The organism is Microbacterium sp. MEJ108Y, assembly GCF_000834175.1.
In the GTDB taxonomy this organism is placed as follows: domain Bacteria; phylum Actinomycetota; class Actinomycetes; order Actinomycetales; family Microbacteriaceae; genus Microbacterium; species Microbacterium forte.
Map to the genome: position 1 here is coordinate 124,080 of NZ_JXQX01000038.1, position 20,627 is coordinate 144,706.

General features: G+C 67.6%; 22 protein-coding genes. 6 read left to right on the forward strand and 16 right to left on the reverse strand.

Annotated features, from left to right (window positions below):
- Nucleotides 1–35: 35 nt before the first annotated feature.
- From RU09_RS15520 to RU09_RS18350, 7 genes are all read right to left on the reverse strand, one after another.
- Nucleotides 36–524: a CinA family protein gene (locus RU09_RS15520; RefSeq protein ID WP_042541773.1), complete on the reverse strand. Its 489-nt coding sequence runs from the start codon at nucleotides 522–524 to the stop codon at nucleotides 36–38.
- Entirely contained in the window at nucleotides 521–1,096 is a 576-nt protein-coding gene (gene pgsA, locus RU09_RS15525) for a CDP-diacylglycerol--glycerol-3-phosphate 3-phosphatidyltransferase (RefSeq protein WP_042541774.1), read from the reverse strand. The genes RU09_RS15520 and pgsA overlap by 4 nt, the downstream gene beginning before the upstream one ends.
- Nucleotides 1,096–3,834 (reverse strand): FtsK/SpoIIIE family DNA translocase, encoded by a 2,739-nt coding sequence (locus tag RU09_RS15530; protein WP_042541775.1) that lies wholly within the window; start codon nucleotides 3,832–3,834, stop codon nucleotides 1,096–1,098. The genes pgsA and RU09_RS15530 overlap by 1 nt, the downstream gene beginning before the upstream one ends.
- Nucleotides 3,835–3,916: 82 nt before the next feature.
- Nucleotides 3,917–4,411 (reverse strand): GNAT family N-acetyltransferase, encoded by a 495-nt coding sequence (locus tag RU09_RS15535; RefSeq protein WP_042541776.1) that lies wholly within the window; start codon nucleotides 4,409–4,411, stop codon nucleotides 3,917–3,919.
- Nucleotides 4,412–4,484: 73 nt separating this feature from the next.
- Nucleotides 4,485–6,161 (reverse strand): ribonuclease J, encoded by a 1,677-nt coding sequence (locus RU09_RS15540; RefSeq protein ID WP_042541777.1) that lies wholly within the window; start codon nucleotides 6,159–6,161, stop codon nucleotides 4,485–4,487.
- Nucleotides 6,162–6,229: 68 nt separating this feature from the next.
- The gene (gene dapA, locus RU09_RS15545; RefSeq protein WP_042541778.1) at nucleotides 6,230–7,207 is read right to left on the reverse strand and encodes a 4-hydroxy-tetrahydrodipicolinate synthase; all 978 of its coding nucleotides are present in this window, start codon (nucleotides 7,205–7,207) and stop codon (nucleotides 6,230–6,232) included.
- Between the two features lie 28 nt (nucleotides 7,208–7,235).
- Nucleotides 7,236–7,682 (reverse strand): EF-Tu/IF-2/RF-3 family GTPase, encoded by a 447-nt coding sequence (locus tag RU09_RS18350; RefSeq protein WP_082041163.1) that lies wholly within the window; start codon nucleotides 7,680–7,682, stop codon nucleotides 7,236–7,238.
- 36 nt (nucleotides 7,683–7,718) lie between these two features.
- Here RU09_RS18350 and RU09_RS15555 point away from each other — a divergent pair, with 36 nt between their 5' ends.
- The gene (locus RU09_RS15555) at nucleotides 7,719–8,258 is read left to right on the forward strand and encodes an NUDIX domain-containing protein (protein WP_042541779.1); all 540 of its coding nucleotides are present in this window, start codon (nucleotides 7,719–7,721) and stop codon (nucleotides 8,256–8,258) included.
- A 44-nt stretch (nucleotides 8,259–8,302) separates the two neighbouring features.
- Here the strand turns inward: RU09_RS15555 and RU09_RS15560 are convergent, their stop codons facing one another.
- The 3 genes from RU09_RS15560 to RU09_RS15570 are packed head-to-tail and all read right to left on the reverse strand — an operon-like array spanning nucleotide 8,303 to nucleotide 10,346.
- A complete protein-coding gene (locus RU09_RS15560; protein ID WP_042541780.1) occupies nucleotides 8,303–9,064 on the reverse strand; it encodes an SDR family NAD(P)-dependent oxidoreductase in 762 nt (253 codons plus the stop codon).
- Nucleotides 9,064–9,540, reverse strand: a complete 477-nt coding sequence (locus RU09_RS15565) for a dihydrofolate reductase (protein WP_042541781.1) — start codon at nucleotides 9,538–9,540, stop codon at nucleotides 9,064–9,066. The genes RU09_RS15560 and RU09_RS15565 overlap by 1 nt, the downstream gene beginning before the upstream one ends.
- Nucleotides 9,537–10,346: a thymidylate synthase gene (locus RU09_RS15570; RefSeq protein ID WP_042541782.1), complete on the reverse strand. Its 810-nt coding sequence runs from the start codon at nucleotides 10,344–10,346 to the stop codon at nucleotides 9,537–9,539. Before RU09_RS15570 ends, RU09_RS15565 begins: the two co-directional genes overlap by 4 nt.
- A gap of 95 nt (nucleotides 10,347–10,441) precedes the next feature.
- On the opposite strand from RU09_RS15570, the gene RU09_RS15575 reads away from it, so the two are divergent.
- The 3 genes from RU09_RS15575 to RU09_RS15585 all read left to right on the forward strand — a co-directional run bounded on the left by RU09_RS15575 (nucleotide 10,442) and on the right by RU09_RS15585 (nucleotide 11,956).
- Nucleotides 10,442–10,855 carry a thioredoxin family protein gene (locus RU09_RS15575; protein WP_042541783.1) on the forward strand — a complete coding sequence of 138 codons (414 nt, stop codon included), beginning with the start codon at nucleotides 10,442–10,444 and terminating at the stop codon, nucleotides 10,853–10,855.
- Between the two features lie 22 nt (nucleotides 10,856–10,877).
- Complete coding sequence (locus tag RU09_RS15580; RefSeq protein ID WP_042541784.1) at nucleotides 10,878–11,441, forward strand: DUF4395 domain-containing protein; 564 nt, start codon at nucleotides 10,878–10,880, stop codon at nucleotides 11,439–11,441.
- Nucleotides 11,442–11,530: 89 nt separating this feature from the next.
- Nucleotides 11,531–11,956: an OsmC family peroxiredoxin gene (locus RU09_RS15585; RefSeq protein ID WP_042541785.1), complete on the forward strand. Its 426-nt coding sequence runs from the start codon at nucleotides 11,531–11,533 to the stop codon at nucleotides 11,954–11,956.
- Nucleotides 11,957–11,962: 6 nt separating this feature from the next.
- Here the strand turns inward: RU09_RS15585 and RU09_RS15590 are convergent, their stop codons facing one another.
- From RU09_RS15590 to RU09_RS15615, 6 genes are all read right to left on the reverse strand, one after another.
- Nucleotides 11,963–12,397 (reverse strand): hypothetical protein, encoded by a 435-nt coding sequence (locus RU09_RS15590; protein ID WP_052493003.1) that lies wholly within the window; start codon nucleotides 12,395–12,397, stop codon nucleotides 11,963–11,965.
- Entirely contained in the window at nucleotides 12,397–13,137 is a 741-nt protein-coding gene (dapB, locus tag RU09_RS15595; protein WP_042541787.1) for a 4-hydroxy-tetrahydrodipicolinate reductase, read from the reverse strand. The genes RU09_RS15590 and dapB overlap by 1 nt, the downstream gene beginning before the upstream one ends.
- Before the next feature lie 59 nt (nucleotides 13,138–13,196).
- The gene (locus RU09_RS15600; RefSeq protein ID WP_042541788.1) at nucleotides 13,197–13,799 is read right to left on the reverse strand and encodes a histidine phosphatase family protein; all 603 of its coding nucleotides are present in this window, start codon (nucleotides 13,797–13,799) and stop codon (nucleotides 13,197–13,199) included.
- A gap of 80 nt (nucleotides 13,800–13,879) precedes the next feature.
- Nucleotides 13,880–14,908 carry an aldo/keto reductase gene (locus tag RU09_RS15605; RefSeq protein WP_042541789.1) on the reverse strand — a complete coding sequence of 343 codons (1,029 nt, stop codon included), beginning with the start codon at nucleotides 14,906–14,908 and terminating at the stop codon, nucleotides 13,880–13,882.
- A 215-nt stretch (nucleotides 14,909–15,123) separates the two neighbouring features.
- On the reverse strand, nucleotides 15,124–17,400 hold the full coding sequence (locus tag RU09_RS15610; RefSeq protein ID WP_042541790.1) for a polyribonucleotide nucleotidyltransferase: 2,277 nt from the start codon (nucleotides 17,398–17,400) through the stop codon (nucleotides 15,124–15,126).
- Between the two features lie 304 nt (nucleotides 17,401–17,704).
- Nucleotides 17,705–19,630, reverse strand: a complete 1,926-nt coding sequence (locus tag RU09_RS15615; protein WP_231567629.1) for a GDSL-type esterase/lipase family protein — start codon at nucleotides 19,628–19,630, stop codon at nucleotides 17,705–17,707.
- A gap of 154 nt (nucleotides 19,631–19,784) precedes the next feature.
- Between RU09_RS15615 and RU09_RS15620 the strand changes: the two genes are divergently transcribed.
- Nucleotides 19,785–20,357 (forward strand): DedA family protein, encoded by a 573-nt coding sequence (locus RU09_RS15620; protein WP_231567632.1) that lies wholly within the window; start codon nucleotides 19,785–19,787, stop codon nucleotides 20,355–20,357.
- 39 nt (nucleotides 20,358–20,396) lie between these two features.
- Nucleotides 20,397–20,573: a DUF5302 domain-containing protein gene (locus tag RU09_RS18790; RefSeq protein ID WP_091232420.1), complete on the forward strand. Its 177-nt coding sequence runs from the start codon at nucleotides 20,397–20,399 to the stop codon at nucleotides 20,571–20,573.
- Nucleotides 20,574–20,627 lie beyond the last annotated feature (54 nt).

Consider the following 20,627-nt stretch of genomic DNA (forward strand, 5'->3'; position numbering starts at 1 on the left):
TGAGCACAAAGGACATAACGGAACCCGCGCATCAGCTATTCCCGCAGGATCCGCGCAAGCATGGCCACGGCCGCATCGACCGTCTGAGCGCGGACCTGGGCGCGATCGCCGTCGAACCTGAATGCCTCGCTCACGGACGTGTACGGGGTCACCACGGCGATGTGCACCGTGCCGACGGGCTGACCGTCGGGTGAGTCCGGTCCCGCGATCCCCGTGGTCGAGACGCCGACGTCAGCAGGGACTCCGGAGACCTGCAGCGCGCGACGCGCCCCAGCCGCCATCTGCAGCGCCACGTCGGGGTGCACGGGCCCGTGCGCATCGAGCAGGCCGTCGTCGACCCCCAGAAGCGTGTGCTTCACAGGGGTGGCGTAGGCGACGATCGCTCCGCGCAGCGACGCCGACGCGCCTGGCACCGAGACGAATTCCGCAGCGAGAGCCCCGCCCGACAGCGACTCCGCGATACCGAGGGTCCAGCCACGCTCGATCAGCGCGGCGAGCACCTCCGACGCCGACGCCGACGTCACGACGGCTGCCGTGCCCCTCGCACCTGCGCCACGATGTAGTCGATGCCACTCGCGACGGTGAGGATCAGCGCCAGGATCATCAGGATCGCCGTTCCGACCACCCACAGCTGGGGTCCTATCACCACGTGCAGCGGGAGCAGCGCCCAGGAAAGAGCCACGGCCTGAACCGCGGTCTTGATCTTGCCCATCCACGCGGCCGCCACGACGTGCTCCTTCGCGACCATGAGGCGATGGATCGTGATGCCCCACTCGCGGATCAGGATCACGATCACGACCCACCAGTTGAGCTCCCCGAGCACGGCGAGTCCGATGAAGCCCGCTCCCGTGAGCAGCTTGTCAGCGATCGGATCCCACAGCTTGCCGAAGTCGGTGACGATGTTGTGGCGACGCGCGAGATAGCCGTCGACCCAGTCGGTGGAGATGCCCACGACGAACAGGATCGCCGCAACCCAACGGACGACCATGTCATCGAGCCCGTAGGTACCGCCCATCAGGAGCAGGATGAAGAAGATCACCGCAAGCGGTATACGCGCGATGGTGATCGCATTGGGGAGCTGCCGTGGAATAGCCATCAGTCTCGTCCTGTCAGTCCCCAGGCGTCTTCGTCGCCGTCGTCTTCAGCTTCGACCACCGGCAGCCCCTGGAACTGGGCCTCGACCGGGTCGTGCGGTGCTCCGGCCGCGGTTGCGGCAGAAGCGGGAGCGGCCGGCTTCGGTGGAGCGTCGTCGCCGCGCAGTTTCGCCATGACCTGGGGCAGCTGCTCGGCCGTCGCCAGCACGTCACGCGCCTTGGAGCCCTCAGACGGGCCGACGATCTCTCGCGACTCGAGGAGGTCCATCAGGCGACCCGCCTTGGCGAATCCGACGCGCAGCTTGCGCTGCAGCATGGATGTCGATCCGAACTGCGACGACACGATGAGTTCGGCGGCCGCGAGGAGAAGCTCGAGATCGTCCCCGATGTCCTCGTCGACCTCCTTCTTCTTCGTGGGCTCGAGTGCTTCCTGCACGTCCGCGCGGTAGTCGGGACGAGCCTGACGGGTGACGTGCTTGACGACCGCGTCGATCTCCTTCTCGTCGACCCACGCTCCCTGCAGACGGAACGGCTTGGATGAACCCATCGGCGAGAACAGCGCGTCGCCCTGGCCGATGAGCTTGTCGGCACCGGGGCTGTCGAGGATCACTCGGCTGTCTGTGACGCTCGTCACCGCGAACGCGAGGCGCGACGGGACGTTGGCCTTGATCAGACCGGTCACGACGTCGACGCTGGGGCGCTGGGTGGCGAGCACCAGGTGGATGCCGGATGCTCGCGCGAGCTGGGTGATGCGGACGATCGAATCCTCCACATCGCGCGGGGCGACCATCATCAGGTCTGCGAGCTCGTCGACGACCACCAGCAGGTACGGGTACGGCTTGAGCACGCGTTCGCTGCCGACAGGGAGCTCGACCTCACCGGCGCGCACCGCCCGGTTGAAGTCGTCGATGTGGCGGAATCCGAACGACGCGAGGTCGTCGTACCGCATGTCCATCTCCTTCACGACCCACTGCAGCGCCTCGGCGGCCTTCTTGGGATTCGTGATGATGGGCGTGATCAGGTGCGGAACGCCCGCATAGCTCGTCAGCTCCACCCGCTTCGGGTCGATCAGGACCATCCGCACGTCCGTGGGCCGAGCGCGCATGAGCAGGCTCGTGATCATCGAGTTGACGAAGCTGGACTTACCCGACCCTGTGGAACCGGCGACCAGGAGGTGCGGCATCTTCGCGAGGTTCGCGATGACGATGTTGCCGCCGACGTCTTTTCCGACGCCGATCGTCATCGGATGCGTGCTCTTGTGCGCCGCGGGCGACCGCAGCACATCGCCGAGCGCGACCATCTCCTTGTCGGCGTTGGGGATCTCGATGCCGATCGCGCTCTTGCCCGGGATCGGCGAGAGGATACGCACATCGTTGGACGCGACCGCGTAGGCGAAGTTGTTGCTCAGCTGGAGGATCTTCTCGACCTTGACACCGTGGCCGACCTCCACCTCGTACTGGGTGACTGTCGGGCCACGAGAGAATCCGGTGACCTTCGCGTCGACCTTGAACTGGGTCAGCACGCTCGTGATCTGTTCGATCACCTTGTCGGTCGCTTCAGAACGCATGACCGGCGGCGGTCCTTCGACCAGCAGCCCCGGCGAGGGAAGCACGTAGGGGGTCACGGGCGCCTGCGGCCCCTTCTCCCCCGGCCCCGGGGTTCCGAAGCCGTCGAGTCCCGGCAGCTCGGGCATCTCGCCCGTGTCGGACTCGTCGTCGAGGAGCGCCGTGGTCTGCTGCCCGGCCAACGACTCGGTCACCGAGCGCACGTCGGACAGCACCTCCGTCGCGGCATCCGAGGCGTTCTCCACGACGACGGCCTGGTCGTATGCAGGAGTCGGCTCCGAGGTGGTGAGCAGAGCGGTGATGTCGTCGGATCCGAGAGTGCCCTCGTCCGGGTCCTCCTCGCGGCCGGTCTTGTTGCGTCGCCACCATGGCAGGACATCAGGATCGTCGACCTTGTCTGCCTCGTCGATCGCAGCGGCATCCTTCGCGGGCTTCTCAGGCCGCTCGGCGTCGAACATCCACGCATAGAGATCCCCGAGCCGCTGACCGATGCGGTTCGGCGGAGTCTTGGTCAGGATCAGGACGCTGAGAGCAGCGACCACCGACAGCACGATGTACGCGCCCACCGGGGTGAGGTACGACAGCGGCTCCCCGAGCATCCACCCGAACAGCCCGCCTGCCTCGCTGAGTGCGGGCATGCCGTCCTTGGGCTGCGGTCGCACGAGCAGGCCCGCGGAATCGATGCGGCCGGCCGCGGTATGGCAGAAGCCCGCGAGGGCGAGGATGAAAAGTCCGAACCCGATGCCGATTCGACCGTTGTCGTGCACCGACGAGGGATGCCGGAACAGCCAGCCGGCGAGCAGCAGGAGCAGGACCGGCATGACGAAGGCCACGCGTCCGACGAGAAGCCCTACCGAGTAGGCGCTGATGTTGGCAGCGACCTCGTTGCCGATGAAGAACCATTCGTTGACCGCACCGGCGATCGCCAGCAGCACGAGCAGGAACGGGAAGCCGTCGCGCCGATCGTCCTTCTCGAGGGTCTCGGGTCCGAAGGCTCGGAACAGTCCGCCGACACCGTGGGCGAGCCCGTTCCAGGCCCGCACCGCCACCGGGGGCTTGTCGATCTCGTCGATGTACTTCTTGGGCGCTGCCTGAGCCTTCGGAGCAGCCTGCCTCTTCGGGCGAGGCGTGGCGCTCTCGGACGCGCGCGCTGACTTCGTGGTACTCCTGGCCATACTCTCACGTTACGTCCAGAGGGCGACATAGGCCCGTAATGACGCGGCATTCCGCGGTCTTCCGCCGGCGGGCGGCGATGGTTCAGGACGTGCGGTACACCATCGTGTCGCGGACGCTCCCTGCGTCGGTGACCACGAAGCCCTCCGATCGGTACAGGGTCCGCGCGAAGTTGTCCCGTTCCACGCTGAGGCTGAGCCGAGGGTGCCCTTGGTCACGAGCGTGGACCACGAGACGTCGGAGCAGCGTGCGACCGACTCCGTGAGCACGCCAGATCGGCTGCACGCCGATGATGAGCTCCGGCACGGCGGTCCCGACGAATCCGAAACCCGCGTCGTCCGGCGACAGCATGCGATACCACGCGGCGCCGATCGGGCGCCCGTCGGCATCGACGGCGAGGAAGCCCGCATCCGCCGGCCGCATCCATCCGGCCACATAGCGCCGGTGCTCGACCGCGGTGAGGATCTCGTGGCGTGGTCGTGCTCCGCCCGAACGCCAATTCGCCGCCTCGACGACCATGTCGCCGAGGAAGCTCCCGTCCGCCTGTACGGCGGGTCGGATCGAGAAGACGTCCGGCATGAGGTGAGCGTACGCCGCCGGCGTTACAGCCGAGTGTCGGTCGACTGTGAACCCGCAGGCGACGCAGCTCCGATCACGCCTCGATGACGAGTGGGACGATCATCGGACGACGACGCAGCTTCTGGTTGACCCAGCGCCCGATCGTGCGGCGGATGACCTGCGAAAGCGCATGGGTGTCGCGCACGCCGTTGCCGGAGGCTTCCTTCAGCGCTGCGATGATCTTCGGCGTCACGTCGTCGAAGACGGAATCGTCTTCAGCGATGCCGCGCGCATGGATCTCGGGTCCCGAGATGATGCGCCCCGTCGCGGCGTCGACGACGACGATCACGGAGACGAAGCCCTCTTCAGCCAGGATCCGGCGGTCCTTGAGGTCGGCGTCGGTGATCGCGCCGACAGTCGAGCCGTCGACATACACGAACCCGAGGTCGAGCTGACCGACGACGCGAGCGTCGCCGTCCTTCAGATCGATGACGGTGCCGTTCGAGGCGATGATCGTGCGCTCGGCGTCGATCCCCGTGTCCTGAGCCAGTTTCGCGTTCGCGATCAGGTGACGGTACTCGCCGTGGACGGGAAGCACGTTCTTGGGCTTGAGGATGTTGTAGCAGTAGATCAGCTCGCCGGCTGCGGCATGCCCCGAGACGTGCACCTTGGCGTTGGCCTTGTGCACGACGTTCGCGCCGAGCTTGGTCAGTCCGTCGATCACGCGGTACACGGCGTTCTCGTTCCCGGGGATCAGGCTGGAGGCCAGGATCACGGTGTCGCCCTCACCGGGCTCGATCGCGTGGTCGAGGTTGGCCATCCGGCTGAGGACGGCCATGGGCTCGCCCTGCGAGCCGGTCGACATGTAGACGATCTTGTCGTCGGGAAGGTCTCGCGCCTTCTTGTAATCGATCAGCAGGCCGCTCGGCACCTTCAGATAGCCCAGGTCCTCGGCGATCGTCATGTTGCGCAGCATGCTGCGCCCCAGCAGTGCCACCCGGCGCCCGTGCGCCGCTGCGGCGTCGAGGACCTGCTGCACCCGGTGCACATGGCTGGAGAAGCTCGCGACGATGACCCGCCTGGGAGCCTTGCCGATGACCTGGTCGAGCACGGGTCCGATCGAGCGCTCGGTGGGCGTGAAGCCCGGCACGTCGGCGTTGGTCGAGTCGACGAGGAAGAGGTCGACTCCCTCCTCGCCCAGGCGGGCGAAGGCACGGAGGTCGGTGATGCGTCCGTCGAGCGGCAGCTGATCCATCTTGAAGTCGCCGGTCGCCAGCACGAGGCCGGCGGGGGTGCGGATCGCGACGGCGAGGGCATCGGGGATCGAGTGGTTGACCGCGACGAACTCGAGGTCGAACGGTCCGACCTTCTCGCGCTGCCCCTCTTTCACGGTGAGCGTGTACGCCTTGATGCGGTGTTCCTTGAGCTTCGCCTCGACGAGCGCGAGGGTGAGGCCGGAACCGATCACGGGGATGTCGCTCTTCAGACGGAGCAGATACGGGACCGCGCCGATGTGGTCTTCGTGCCCGTGTGTGAGGACGACGCCGACGATGTCGTCGAGGCGGCCCTTGATCGGCTCGAAGTCGGGCAGGATCAGGTCGACGCCCGGCTGGTGCTCCTCGGGGAAGAGCACGCCGCAGTCGACGATCAGGATCTTGCCGTCGAACTCGAAGATGGTCATGTTGCGACCGATCTCACCGAGGCCGCCGAGTGGGGTGACCCGCAGCGTCCCCTCGTCGAGTGCTGCGGGTTCTGCGATCGGGGTGGACATGCTGTCTCCTCAGTCGGACACTCCACGCGTCCGTTCGTTCGTTGTGACGCGGCTCGCCGCGCCCGGTGTCAGCGGGTCGTGCCGTGCACCTTCGGCAGGGCACCGCCCGCGGCCGCGTTGCGGTCGGGGCGGAAGTTGGAGAAGTCTGCGCCGGGGACGTCCTTCACGAGATCGAGCTCGTCCTCGATGAGAGCGGCCTCCCACTCTTCGGGACCGACGAGCGGCAGACGGACGCGAGGGCTCGAGATACGGCCGAGCCCGTGCAGGATGTACTTCGCCGCGACGGTGCCCGGCACGTGCGTCATGACGGCGCGCACGAGCGGCTCGAGCCGCTTGTGCTCAGCGGTCGCGGTCGTGAGGTCGCCGCGGTTGACGGCGTCGATGATGGTCCGGTACGGCGCTGCCGCGACATTCGCGGTCACCCCGATCAGACCGGTCGCGCCGATCGCGAGGTGCGGCAGCACGTTGGCGTCGTCACCCGAGAAGTACATGAGGTCGGTCTGATTCAAGACGCGGCTCACCTCGGAGAAGTCGCCCTTGGCGTCCTTCACGGCGAGGATGTTCGGGTGCTTCGCGAGCCGGAGGATGGTCTCGTACTTGATCGGCACGCCCGTGCGACCGGGGATGTCGTAGAGGATCACCGGGAGATCGGTGGCATCGGCCACGAGCCGGAAGTGGGTCAGGATGCCGGCCTGCGTCGGCTTGTTGTAATACGGCGTGACGATCATGATGCCGTCTGCGCCGGCCTTCTCACTCGCCTTGTACAGCTCGATCGCGTGCGCGGTCTCGTTGGATCCGCCCCCCGTGATGATCTTGGCGCGGCCGGCGGACACCGACTTCCCGACCTCGACGAGCTTGAGCTTCTCGGGGTCCGTCAGGGTCGAGGTCTCGCCGGTCGTTCCCGTCACGACGATCCCGTCAGCACCGGCGGTGATGACGTCATCGATGTGCTTCTCGACGGCGGGCCAATCGACTTCACCGTCGGCCGTCATCGGAGTGACGAGCGCGACGAGAACCTGTCCGAAAGGGTTGCCCGAGTGCGTCATGCCCCCAGCGTATCGGTTCGCGTGCCGCTCACCCAGACGGGGCCGGGCGGATGACGTCTCCGCGGGCGATCTCGATCTTCTCGCGGAGCACCAGACCGGACAGCTCTCCCACCGTCACCTCTTTCACGTGCTTCCGGAACATCTCGATGCCGGTGATCCGCGTCTGCGCCTGCAGAGCTCCGTCGCGCACCACCATGATGTCGTCATCCACTCGCAGCACGCCAGACGTGACCGTGCCCGTCGCCACTGTTCCGCGTCCGGTGATGGTGAAGACGTCCTCGACCAGGAACTCGGTCGACCCCGAGGGCACCGACAGCGAAGCCGACGTCGGAACGCGAGTGCTGTCGCCCGTCGCCGTCTCCCCCGCGACGCCGGAGGTCATCGCAGCGAGTCGCGCTGCCTCCGCTTCGTTGTATCGGCGCAGCATCTCATTGGCATCCTCAGAGTCGCGCTTGCGCCCGAACAACCATCCCATGCAGTCGATACTAGGGATCCGAATAGGCTCGACTCCATGGCATGGGTCACACGCGAGTCGTCGACGGTGTACGAGAACCGGTGGATCGAGGTGCGCGAGGACCAGGTCACCGGCCCCGCGGGCGACGGGATCTACGGCGTGGTGACCATGCGGCATCCGGCGGTCTTCGTGGTCGCGCTCGATGACGAGGACCGCGTCTGCCTCGTCTCCCTCGAGCGCTACACGACAGGCATCTCGATCGAGGTGCCTGCCGGGGGAAGCGACGGCGAAGATCCGCTCGTGGCCGCGCAGCGAGAGCTGCTCGAGGAGACGGGGTTCGTCGCCGACGAGTGGACGTCGCTCGGGACCATGAACGCGCTCAACGGGATCGCCCACGCACCCGAGCATGTGTTCCTCGCCCGCGCCATGACACGGGCGGATGACTCGACGCACACCCGAGCAGAGGAGGGCATCGACGCCGTCACCTGGGTGCCTTTCTCCGAGGCGCTCAGCATGATCGCGGACGGCCGGATCACCGATGGAGAGACCGTGGCAGCGATCGCCTACGCCGGCATCCGCCTCGGTAGATTCCGCTGATCCGCGCAGCGATCGCTCGTGCCGGAGTGCCGTCGGCCTTCAGATCAGACGCGGCCTCGTCGCGCGACACCGGCGGTCAGCGCGCTCGGCAGCAGACTCGCGATCGCCACGATCACCTTGTAGCGCAGCGAGGGAATCGAGACCGCCCTGCCCCGTGCCGCGTCCCGGAGCCCCTCGCGCACCACGTCACGTGCGTCGAGCCACATGAACGCAGGAACACCCTCGTGCCCGGGTGCGAGCCCCATCCGCTCGTGGAACGACGTATGCGTGAAACCGGGGCACACCGCGGTCACGCTGACCTTGTCGGAGGCGTACTCGACGTTCGCCCAGCGGCTGAAGCCGATGAGCCAGCTCTTGCAGGCCGAGTAGGTCGAGCGGGAGATGAACCCGGCGACGGACGCGACGTTGATGATGCGGCCCCCGCGGCCGCGCATCGACCCGAGTGCCGCATGCATGAGACGCATCGACGCCTCGACGTGGACGCGGAGATGACGCACCTCGTCGTCGATGTCGTTGTCGGCGAACTGCAGCGGCAGGCCGAATCCGGCGTTGTTGATCAGCAGATTCACCGGATCGGAGGCGTCGCGGAGACGGTCGGCCACGCGGTCCACATCGGCGACCTCGGCGAGATCCGCGACGAGGACCTCGACTGCGATGCCGTATTCGCTGCGCAGCTCGGCGGCGACACTCTCGAGAGCGTCCGCCGACCGCGCGACGAGCACGAGGTCGGCGCGCCGACGGGCGAGCTGACGAGCGAACTCGACACCGAGTCCGGCGCTGGCACCTGTGATCAGTGCGGTGGGCATCAGCGCTCGTATCCGAGGAAGCGGTAGCGGATGCCGGAGCGGGACGTCTGCCACTCCCCCTCGTCGACGAGCCGCCACCCGGCCTTGGACGGCGCGTAGGCGTCACCGGTGACATCGATGTCGAGCTCTGTGACCTCGAGGCGGTCGGCGTCGGCGATCACGAGTCGGAAGATCTCGGCTCCGCCGATGATCCAGACCTTGTCATGGCCTCGCACCGCATCGGTCACGGCCGCCGCACGACGGGCACCTTCCGCGGACCAGTCCTGCTGGCGGGTGATGACGATGTTCTCGCGTCCGGGGAGCGGACGGAAACGCTCCGGAAGCGAGTCCCAGGTCTTCCGTCCCATGATCACGGGCGCGCCGAGCGTGATCTCCTTGAAATGCGCGAGATCCTCGGGGACGTTCCAGGGCATGCCGCCCTCGGCTCCGATGACGCCGCCGTGGGCCTCCGCCCAGATCAGTCCGACCCACGTCATACCGCCACCGCCGCCCGGATCGGAGCGTGGTGCTGGTAGTCCTCGACGATGAAGTCGTCGTAGCCGTAGTCGAGGATCGACTCCGGCTTTCGAGCGAACCGCAGCGTCGGGTACGGGTATGCCTCGCGAGTCAGCTGCTCGTTCACCTGCTCGAGGTGGTTGTCGTAGATGTGGCAGTCGCCGCCCGTCCAGACGAAGTCGCCGGGCTCGAGTCCGACCTGCTGCGCCACCATGAGTGTGAGCAGGGCGTAGGACGCGATGTTGAAGGGGACGCCGAGGAAGAGATCGGCGCTGCGCTGATAGAGCTGGCAGGAGAGCTTGCCGTCAGCGACGTAGAACTGGAAGAGCGCATGGCAGGGAGCGAGCGCCATGTCAGGGATGTCCGCCGGGTTCCAGGCAGACACGATGAGTCGACGCGAGTCCGGAGTCTGACGGATCTGCTCGATCACCTGCGCGAGCTGATCGATGCTCTCGCCGTCGGGAGTCGGCCAGCTTCGCCACTGGACTCCGTAGACGGGGCCCAGATCTCCCGAGGCATCGGCCCACTCGTCCCAGATCGTGACGCCGTGGTCCTGCAGCCATTTCACGTTCGAGTCGCCCCTGAGGAACCACAGGAGTTCGTACGCGATCGACTTGAAGTGCACGCGCTTCGTCGTGATCAGGGGGAACCCCTGTGAGAGGTCGAAGCGGATCTGCCTGCCGAAGACGCTGGTGGTCCCGGTGCCGGTTCGATCCGACTTGTGGGTGCCCGACTCCAGCACGTCTCGGAGAAGGTCTTCGTACGGCGTCGGGACGGCTGCGCTCATGTGTGCCAGACTACCCGCCCCGAGGACGGAAGAGTCGGATCGTCACGATGCGACACATCGTCCTCGACGCTCTCAGATCGCCGTATTGTCGAGCCATGTCTCCCGTGCTCGCCCTCGGTATCGCCGCAGCGCTGCTCGTGCTCGCCGTCGCCATCGGCGTCGTGCTGCGTCTGCTCGACGGACGGCGTCGCCGCGGCGGTCACCTGCGTTTCGATCCGGTCGATGCCGGTGACTCGCAGCTGGGCGCCCGAGCGACCTTCGTGCAGTTCAGCACGGAGATGTGCACTCGCTGTCCTCAGGTGCGGCGGATGCTGAGCGGCTACGCCGCCGAGACGGACGGGCTGAACCATGTCGAGGTCGATCTGACGCATCGGCCCGATCTGTCGGCCCGCTACAGGGTCCTGCAGACACCGACGACATTCGTCGTCGACGGTTCAGGCGCCGTCCGCGCACGATTCCACGGCGTGCCGCATCGTCACGCACTGAGCGAAGCGCTGGCCGCCGTATGAGACAGACGAGGACGGAACGCAGATGACCACACCCGCAGGCATCGACCCGCGAGGGCCGCGCTTCGCAGCGACGATCACGACGGTGCTGCTGCTCGTCGCGACGTTCCTCGGACTCATCGGCATCTCGACTGCCAGGACGTTCGGCTGGTTCGCCTATCAACCGCTGGCGTCAGCCGACCTGGATTCGGACACCTGGGCTGTCAGCTCGGCGACGCTCGCACAGCGCGCACTGGACCCGGCGTTCCTCCTCACCGTCGTGATCGCCGTGCTGTTCCTGTGGGGTGTGCTGTCGCCGAGGACCGCGCCCTGGGGTGTGCTCTTCCGAAGGCTGGTGCGTCCGAGACTGGCACCTCCGAGCGAGCTCGAGGACCCGCGCCCTCCCCGCTTCGCTCAGGGGGTCGGTCTCTTCGTCGTGACGATCGGTCTCCTGCTGCATCTCGCCGGCGTGCCCTGGGCGCTGCCCATCTCGACCGCTGCCGCCTTCATCGCGGCGTTCCTCAATGCCGCGTTCTCGTTCTGCCTCGGCTGCCAGATCTATCTGCTGCTGCAACGAGCAGGCGTCATCGGCCGCGCTGCGTCCGCCTGAGGCTGCGGTTCCGCCGCGAGCGACCGGTCGATAGGCTGGCCGAACACGCGACCCGCACATCGAGCAGCGCGCGAGACAACGGAGGAATCATGCCCGTCACCAGTGAAGCCACCACCACCTGGACCGGATCCCTCGCAGAGGGCTCGGGCACAGTCGCGTTCTCCTCGTCGAAGCTCGGCACCTTCCCGATCAACTGGAAGGCTCGCAGCGAGGGCAGCGACACCACCACCACCCCTGAAGAGCTGATCGCCGCGGCTCACGCCTCGTGCTTCAGCATGGCGCTGTCCCACGCACTCTCGGAGAACGGCACTCCGCCGGAGCGCGTCAACACGAGCGCGTCGGTCACTTTCAAGCCCGGGGTCGGAATCAGCGGGAGCCACCTGAACGTCAACGCCGTCGTTCCGGGGCTCTCCCCCGAGGACTTCCAGAGGATCGCCGCCGAGGCGAAGGTCGGCTGCCCGGTCTCCCAGGCGCTGGCCGGCATCGAGATCACGCTCGAAGCCACGCTCGCCTGAATCGGATCAGCCGCGAGCGACGCGAATAGCCTCGCGGATGCTGGCGCGGGCGTCCTTGCGGCGCCCCGCCGCATCCTGAACCACACCGAGTCGGTACCGCGCGCGCCAGTCAGTCGGCGCGGCGTCCGCTTCCTCCGCATACCTCGCGATCAGCGGGTCGGCGTCGGCTCGGGCGATCCGACCGCTGGGAGTGAGTTCGGACTCCGCCTCAGGCATTCCCCCTTCGGCATCGAGCGCGCGCCCCAGCCGATCGGCCGCGAACCCGAACTGCATCTCGCGGACGAGCGCCCAGGCGCCGATCGGAGCGAGAACGATCAACGCCACGCCCATGCCGATCGACACCGGTGTCCCGACGGCGAAGAACATCACGGCCAGCCACACGGAGACCGCCAGATAGACCAGAAGCGCCGCGGCCATCAGACCGACGCCGATGCGCGACATCACGAGCGGATGCCGATATCGATCATGCTCTCCAGCCCGACGAAGACCCCGTTCGCCTGAGCCGCGAACGGGACCGCCAGACGGATGCCCGGAGCGTACGCGAGCGCCGGCTCTACCGTGTCGTGAGTGAACGTCAGGGATTCGCCCGGCCCTGAGAGGATGACCTCCTGCTTGGCGATGACGCCAGGGCGCCGGAGCGAATGGATCGGCACGCTGCCCACCTGCTGCCCCCTCGCACGCTGGTCGGCATGCGGAGCACTGACGGGACCCTGCTCGGCTCGAGCCGCGGCGATGAGTTCCGCGGTGCGCACCGCGGTGCCGCTCGGAGAGTCGACTTTCGCCGCGTGATGAGCCTCGACGATCTCCGCCGATCCGAAGAACGGCGCAGCTGCCGCAGCCAGCGCTGAGCCCAGCACCGACCCCAGCGAGAAGTTCGGGATGAAGACAGCCCCGGTTCCGGCGTTCTCGACCAGCGGACGCACCAGAGCGATGCGCTCCGTGGACCACCCGGAGGTCGCGACCAGGACGTTGATCTGGCGTTCCACCGCAGCGCGCACGACATCGACGCTCACCTGAGGCGTGGTGGCGTCGATCACGAGATCCGCCCCGTCGAGTTCAGCGAGGTCGCTCCGAGAGGTGAGCACGCGACTCACCTCGAAGCCCTCGAGCCCGTCGATCACCGCACCGATGATCGATCCGAGCTTCCCGGTTCCGCCGACGAGTGCTACCTGCGTGGTCATGCGTTCAGTCTATTTCTCGGGGGCACCACGACCGCCGCGGCGGGCCGGGGTATCGGGAATCAGACCGACATCGCGTCAGGGATGCCGGTGCGCAGCTCGAACGGAAGATGCCCGGTGTCGTTGTGGGTGAGCAGCGTCCACGGACGCCCCTGCTTCTGCGCGATCACGGTCAGCCCGCAATGCGCCTGATTGAGAGTCATCCATCGCCACTCCGGTGCGCCGAGGACCTCCCGCACGAACCACGAGATCACGAAGTTGTGGGTGATGAGCACCTCGTGCACGTCGCCCGGCTTGCGCACCAGGAACTCGTTGACCGCGTCGAACATCTGGGCACGGCCGGCGTCGAGCTCGGCCTCGGTGACCGAGCCGAAGAACGGCTCGTACGCTGCGGGCGTCTCGTCGGTCATTCCCGTGGGCACGCAGTCGAAGAGGAGCGCGGTCGGTTCGGGGTCGACCGACGGGAGTCGGTGCGCGATCGCCCGTGCCGTCTCGTTCGCGCGCAGGAGAGGCGAATGCCACACGGCATCGAGCGGAAGTCCGGAGAGCCGGTCGGCGATGAGTTCGGCCTGACGCTGGCCGCGTGGCGACAGGGGGCCGTCGGCGAGACCGTGTTCGGCGTCCTGATGTTCACCGTGTCTGACCAGATATATGTAATGCGTCACAAACTCGCTCGCTTCATCGACAGCATCCGCCGGGATTCACTCCACCCTATGCCAGGTCTGTGACAGAGGCGTTACGACGCTCAGTTGCCGGCGCGGGTGAGTTCGGCGACCTGTGCGCGCGAGAGCGTGACGCCGGCGCCCTGCATCAGCTCGTCGACATGGTCGCTCGCGAAGGCGTTGACGATCGGTGCCGCGATGGTGCGCTGCGCGAGCAGCCAGGCGATCGACACGGCTGCCACCGGAACCTCGAGTTCGATCGCCACCTGGTCGAGAGCGCGCAGGATCTTCGTGCCACGACGGTTGAGGTGACCACGCAGCTGCTCTCCGCGCACGCCCTGCGAGGTGAGCGCCTTGCTGCGGTGCCTGCCGGACAGGAAGCCGTGCTCGAGAGCGTGCGACGGCGTGACTGCGAGGCTCTGTGCGCCGGCGACGAGACGCAGATCGCCCTCGAACGGCTGACGACGGATGAGGTTGTACGGGGAATCGATCACCTCGATGCGCGGGTACCCCGCGGATGCGAGGATGCGCGCCTCGACGAGCCGCTCGGGTGCGAATCCATACGCCCCGAGGGCGCCGATCTTGCCTGCGTCGATCATCCACTCAACGGTCGCGAGGGTGTCTTCGAGGTTCGTCGTCCGGTCGAGCGTCGCGTCGAGATACAGCACGTCGATACGGTCGACGCCCAGACGCGTGAGCGAGCCTTCGACCGCGCGCACGAGATTAACCGAGCCGAGACCCGGGTTGTCTGCGTGGGCGCCGATCCGCACACTCAACAGGGCACGATCACGTCGCCCCCTGGACTGCAGCCACTGGCCGATGATGTGCTCGCTGCGTCCGCCGGAGAACCCGTCTGCCGTGTGGATCGCGTTGCCGCCGAACTCGACGTAGCGGTCGAGGATCCCGTGGCTCGTCTCGAGATCGACGTTCCAGCCGAACTCGGCCGCGCCGAGCATCAGCGGGAAGGTCTCGAGTCCGGTCTCGCCGAGAGGTACGCGGATGCTCTCTCCTATTCCCGGGCCGACGATGGGTATGGGCGCGGAGGGGTGCTCTGCCGTGCCCTGCTGCGCGCGCTCCACCGACGCTCCTGCGCCTACGCCGAACAACCGCATATCCTCACCCCCGTCGATCGGTGCGTACCGACCTACGTCACTGCCTCGAATGCACCCCCCGGTGCGTACTTTCGAGAGTAAGCGAGATCCGCGAACGCGCTGACCAATCCAGGGAACGGCGCGAGAACTTCCGATAACGGTTTGGTCACATCGGATACGACGAAGCCCGAGCCGTCCGCGAGGACGACCCGGGCTTCGTCAAGAAGCGCCGTCGATTACTCGGCTGCGGCCTCTTCGCCCGAAGCTGCGTCCGCTGCGGGAGCGTCATCGAGCACGGGCTCGAGCGACAGCTTGCCGCGGTCGTCGATCTTCGTGATCTTCACGAGGATCTTCTGGCCGACCGAGAGCACGTCGTCGACGTTCTCGACGCGCTTGCCACCGGCGAGCTTGCGCACCTCGGTGACGTGCAGCAGGCCGTCCTTGCCAGGAAGCAGCGAGACGAATGCACCGAACGTCGCGATCTTGACGACGGTTCCGAGGAACTGCTCGCCCACCTCGGGGTTGGTCGGGTTGGCGATCGCGTTGACCTGGGCACGGGCGGCCTCGGCCGAGGGGCCGTCGGTCGCGCCGATGTAGACGGTGCCGTCCTCCTCGATGGAGATCTGCGCACCGGTCTCGTCCTGGATCGCGTTGATCGTCTTGCCCTTCGGGCCGATCAGCTCGCCGATCTTGTCGACCGGGATCTGCACGCTGATGACGCGAGGCGCGGTCGGCGCCATCTCGTCGGGAGCGTCGATCGCGGCGTTCAGGACGTTGAGGATCGTCAGACGAGCGTCGCGGGCCTGGGTGAGCGCACCTGCGAGGACCGACGTCGGGATGCCGTCGAGCTTCGTGTCGAGCTGGATGGCGGTGATGAACTCGCCGGTGCCCGCGACCTTGAAGTCCATGTCACCCAGAGCGTCTTCCGCACCGAGGATGTCGGTCAGCGCCGCGTAGCGGGTCTCACCGTCGACCTCATCGGAGACGAGACCCATGGCGATGCCGGCGACGGGTGCACGCAGCGGCACGCCCGCGTTCAGCAGCGACAGGGTCGACGCGCAGACAGAACCCATCGAGGTCGAGCCGTTGGAGCTCAGCGCCTCGGAGACCTGACGGATCGCGTAGGGGAACTCCTCGCGGCTCGGCAGAACCGGCACGAGGGCGCGCTCGGCGAGGAAGCCGTGCCCGATCTCGCGACGCTTCGGCGAGCCGACACGGCCGGTCTCACCGGTCGAGTACGGCGGGAAGTTGTAGTGGTGCATGTAGCGCTTGCTCGTGACGGGCGACAGCGAGTCGATCTGCTGCTCCATCTTGAGCATGTTCAGCGTGGTGACACCCAGGATCTGGGTCTCGCCGCGCTGGAAGATCGCGGAACCGTGCACGCGCGGGATGACCTGCACCTCGGCGTCGAGCGGACGGATGTCCGCCAGGCCACGACCGTCGATGCGCGCGCCCTCGGTGAGGATGCGGCCGCGGACGATCTTCTTCGTGACGGACTTGTACGCCGCGGAGAACTCGAGCGGCGCGGCGGCAGGAAGGTTGCCCGCCTCGGTCGCCTCGATGAGCTCGGCCCGGACGCGGTCCTTGATCGCGTCGTCCGACGTCTGACGCTCGACCTTGTCGGCGATCTGGTAGACGCCGACGAGGTCGTCGTAGGAACGGCCTGCGACGAAGTCGTAGACCTCCTGGCTGTATGCCGGGAAGACCGGGTAGACGCCCGGCTCCTTGGACGAGGTCGCTGCCAGCTCTGCCTGAGCCTTCACGAGCTGAGCGATGAACGGCTTCGCTGCCTCGAGTCCCTGCGCGACGATGGTCTCGTCGGGCTTCGTGGCGCCGGCCTTGATCAGGTTCCAGCTGCCCTCGGTGGCCTCAGCCTCGACCATCATGATCGCGACGTCTTCGGTGCCGTCGGACTTGGTGACGACGCGGCCGGCGACGATCAGGTCGAACACGGCCTCCGACACCTGCTCGGCGTTCGGGAACGCGACCCACTGGTCGGCGTGCTCGCCGTGACCGGGGATGAACGCGAGGCGCACACCGGCGACGGGACCGGAGAACGGAAGGCCCGAGATCTGCGTCGACGCCGACGCGGCGTTGATCGCGAGAGCGTCGTAGAACTCTCCCGGAGCGATCGACATCACGGTGATGACGACCTGGACCTCGTTGCGCAGACCGTCGACGAACGACGGGCGCAGCGGACGGTCGATCAGACGGCAGACGAGGATCGCCTCGGTGGAGGGGCGACCCTCACGACGGAAGAACGAACCGGGGATCTTTCCTGCGGCGTACGAGCGCTCTTCGACATCGACCGTCAGCGGGAAGAAGTCGAAGCCCTCGCGGGGGTGCTTGCCCGCGCTGGTGGCCGAGAGGAGCATGGTCTCGCCGTCGAGGTACGCGGCGACTGCGCCCTGAGCCTGCTGCGCGAGGCGGCCGGTCTCGAAGCGGATGGTGCGGGTGCCGAAGCGGCCGTTGTCGAGAACGGCCTCGGTGGCGGTGATTTCAGGACCTTCCAAGAGGTCTCTCCTTCTTTGTTTAGACTCGCGAGTCCGTGTGACGCGCGAGCGCATTCATGAAGGAGCGGGTTCTGACGGATATGGGCGCGCGGGCATTCCCGCGAATCTCACCTGCGCTGGCCACCAGTAGAAAGCCACCCGACGTCGCGCCGAGGAACCCACCACAGGGGACCAGCTCTCCGCCGATCGCTCCATGAGTCGATATGAAATTGTCCGGTCGACATACGCCGACCGCGTCCAGCCTATCAGCGGGGCATTGAAAGTCCTCGCTCCGGCTGTCTCCCACGCCGCGACAGCCCGGAAGTCAGCCGACCGTGACTTCGCTCGGGGCGCTCGATCGCCCGAGATAGACGTAGTCGTCGTGCTTCGCGACCCGCCCGTCTCCCGCCGTGCGTCCGTGCAGTCGTCGCCATACCCATGGCAACGCGTGCCGACGCCACCAGAGACCCGCCCCGATCGGCTCGTTCTCGTGCAGAGCCGCGTCCAGGGCTCCGAGGGCGTCGGCATGCGGCACGGCGAGCATCTCCCCCGCCCGGTACGCGAGGAATCTATGTCCTCGGCTGCTCAGGTGCACGAGGTCCTCACCCCAGTTCGGGCGGTCGGGGAGCGAGGGGTGCAGGTCCGTGTCGATCAGGATCGCGCCGGTGCGTGCCGCGACGCCCGTGAGCGCCGTGGCGAACGCCGCGAACCGCTTCGTGTACATCGCGGCCGCGCGCCGACGGGGAAGGAACGGGGTGACGAGGAGGACATCCGCTCCGGTGCTCCGGAGGCGCGTGACCGCACCCTCGAGCTCTGCGGCGAGCGCCGCCACGTCGACGTGGGGCTTCACGAGGTCGTTGGCCCCGATGAGGATCGACACGAGATCCGGTTCGAGTTCGAGTGCCCGGGGAAGCTGCGTGGCGCACACGTCGCGCACGCGCTTGGACCTGATGGCGAGGTTCGCGTAGTGGAGCCCCCCTCGTGCGGCGAGCAGAAGCGCGAGTCGGTCGGCCCATCCGCGCAGCGCTCCGTCGGGTGCAGGGTCGCACAGTCCCTCGGTGAGCGAGTCTCCCAACGCCACGTATCGCTGCCAGCGACGCGCGTCGACGGGGACACTGGGCTCCGGGCGCGTCAGGCGGCGAGCGCGCAGTCCGGCATCCACAGCACGGAGCTCTCGTGCCTCGTCGAAATGTCCCAGCAGCTGATCGCAGATGCTCGACCAGCTGCGCCCCTGCACCGCCGCGAGTCCTGCTTCGCCGAAGGCCCGGCGTTTGCGCGCGTCTCCGGTGAGATCGGCGACGCGCATGCGCAGGTCGTCGAGATCGCCCGGCCGATAGAGCCATCCGTCGATCCCCATGCGCACGAGGCCGAGGGGACCGCCGCGTCCGGTGGCGATGACGGGCACCCCGCTCGCGTGCGCCTCCTGCAGGGTCTGGCCGAAGGTCTCGCTCTCCCCCGGGTGCACGAACACGTCGAACGATGCCATCGCTTCCGCGAGTGCATCGCCCTCGAGGTGCCCGAGGAAGAGAGCGTCGGGCAGCAGCGCTTCGAGCCTGGGCCTGCTCGGGCCGTCACCGACGATCACGAGACGCGTCCCCGGGATCGTCTGCAGCACACCCAGGTCCTCGACCTGCTTCTCCGGGGCGAGTCGGCCCACATAGCCGATCACGACCTCCGACCCCCACTCCGCGCGCAGTGTCACGCTGCGTCGGTCGGGTCGGAAACGCTCAGCATCGACGCCCCTGCCCCACCGGCGGATGCGATCGACACCGAGTTCGGCGAGCTGCTGCGCCGAATCAGCCGATGGTGCCAGCGTCAGGGTCGCCCGCCGGTGGAGCCGAGCGATGTGCGACTGCGCGACGCCCGTCGCCGCGGGGATGCGGTACCTCTGCGTGTACGCCGCCACATCGGTCTGATACGCGGCGACCGATGCCACGCCGAGGTGCTCCGCGGCGAGCGCGCCTCGCCAGCCGAGGGCGAAGGGGGAGGCCAGATGAACGACATCCGGACCGAAACGGCGCAGCGATGCCGCGACCTGGCGTGCCGGCGAGGTGCCCACCCGCACGTTGCGGTAGCCGGGGAGCGCGAGGCTGGGCATGGATTCGACAGCGGCGCCGTGGACCCGAGCGGGCATGCCGACCGCATCGGGTGCGATCACGTGCGCGTCATGGCCTGCGCGTTCGAGGTGGCCGAGGATCTGCAGCACGGATCCGGTGACACCGTTCATGTGCGGAAGGAAGGACTCTGTCACGATCGCGACTCTCACAACCTCAGGATGCTGCCAGCGTCAGCCGCGAGACGCGGGAAACGACCCCTGGCACCAGAAGTTCACCGGATGCTGGCGCGCTGGTCACCGGCTATGCGGACGTTGGTTCCCGTTCACCTGCGCCGACCACTGTGGAGGCGTGCCGTCCGATCTGCTCAGCAGCCCGTGGGCCCTCGTGATCATGGGCCTTCTCGTGCTCGGCGACTCGTTCTTCGTCGTCGTCCCCGGAGAGATCGCTGTGACCGCCCTGGGGGCCATCGCGTCGACCACGGGCGCTCCCCCGCTCTGGGCGGTGATCGTGTGCGCGGCAGCGGCGGCCGCAGTCGGTGACACCGCCTGCTATCTCATCGGTCGCACCGTCGGCACCGAGCGCTGGCGATGGATGCGTGCGCCGCGTGTGCGCCAGGCCCTCGACTGGGCCCGACGCCGCCTCGAAGGCGGGACAGCGACGGTGCTCTTCACCGCTCGGTTCGTGCCGTTCGCGCGATTGGCGATCAATCTCGTCGCCGGCGCCTCGCATATCGCCCCGGGTCGATACCTGCTGCTCGTCGCAGTGGCGGCTCTCGGATGGGCTGCGTACCAGGCGTCCGTCGGTGCCGTCGTCGCCGCGCTGGTGCCGGGCGGCCCTGTCGTCGCGATCGCGGTGTCGGTCGCCATCGCGGTGGGACTCGGTGCTGTGATCGACGTGGTGTCCCGCCGGTCCCGGAGGTGATCCACCCACCGGTCAGGAGCGTGCCCTAGGCTGGCGAGCATGAGCACCGAAGAAGGCGCCTCCTCCAGCGAGGAGATGAAGCGCAAGTTCAAGGAAGCGCTCGAGAAGAAGAACGCGCACCACCGGCAGGGCGAAGCCCACCTGGATGGCGACTCCGCCGTCCACGGCGCGCCCGCCCCGCAGACGCGGCGCGAGTTCCGACGCAAGAGCGGTTGACCACACGGATGCGGGAGCCGACCAGCGTCGACTCCCGCATCCCTCTCACCCGCT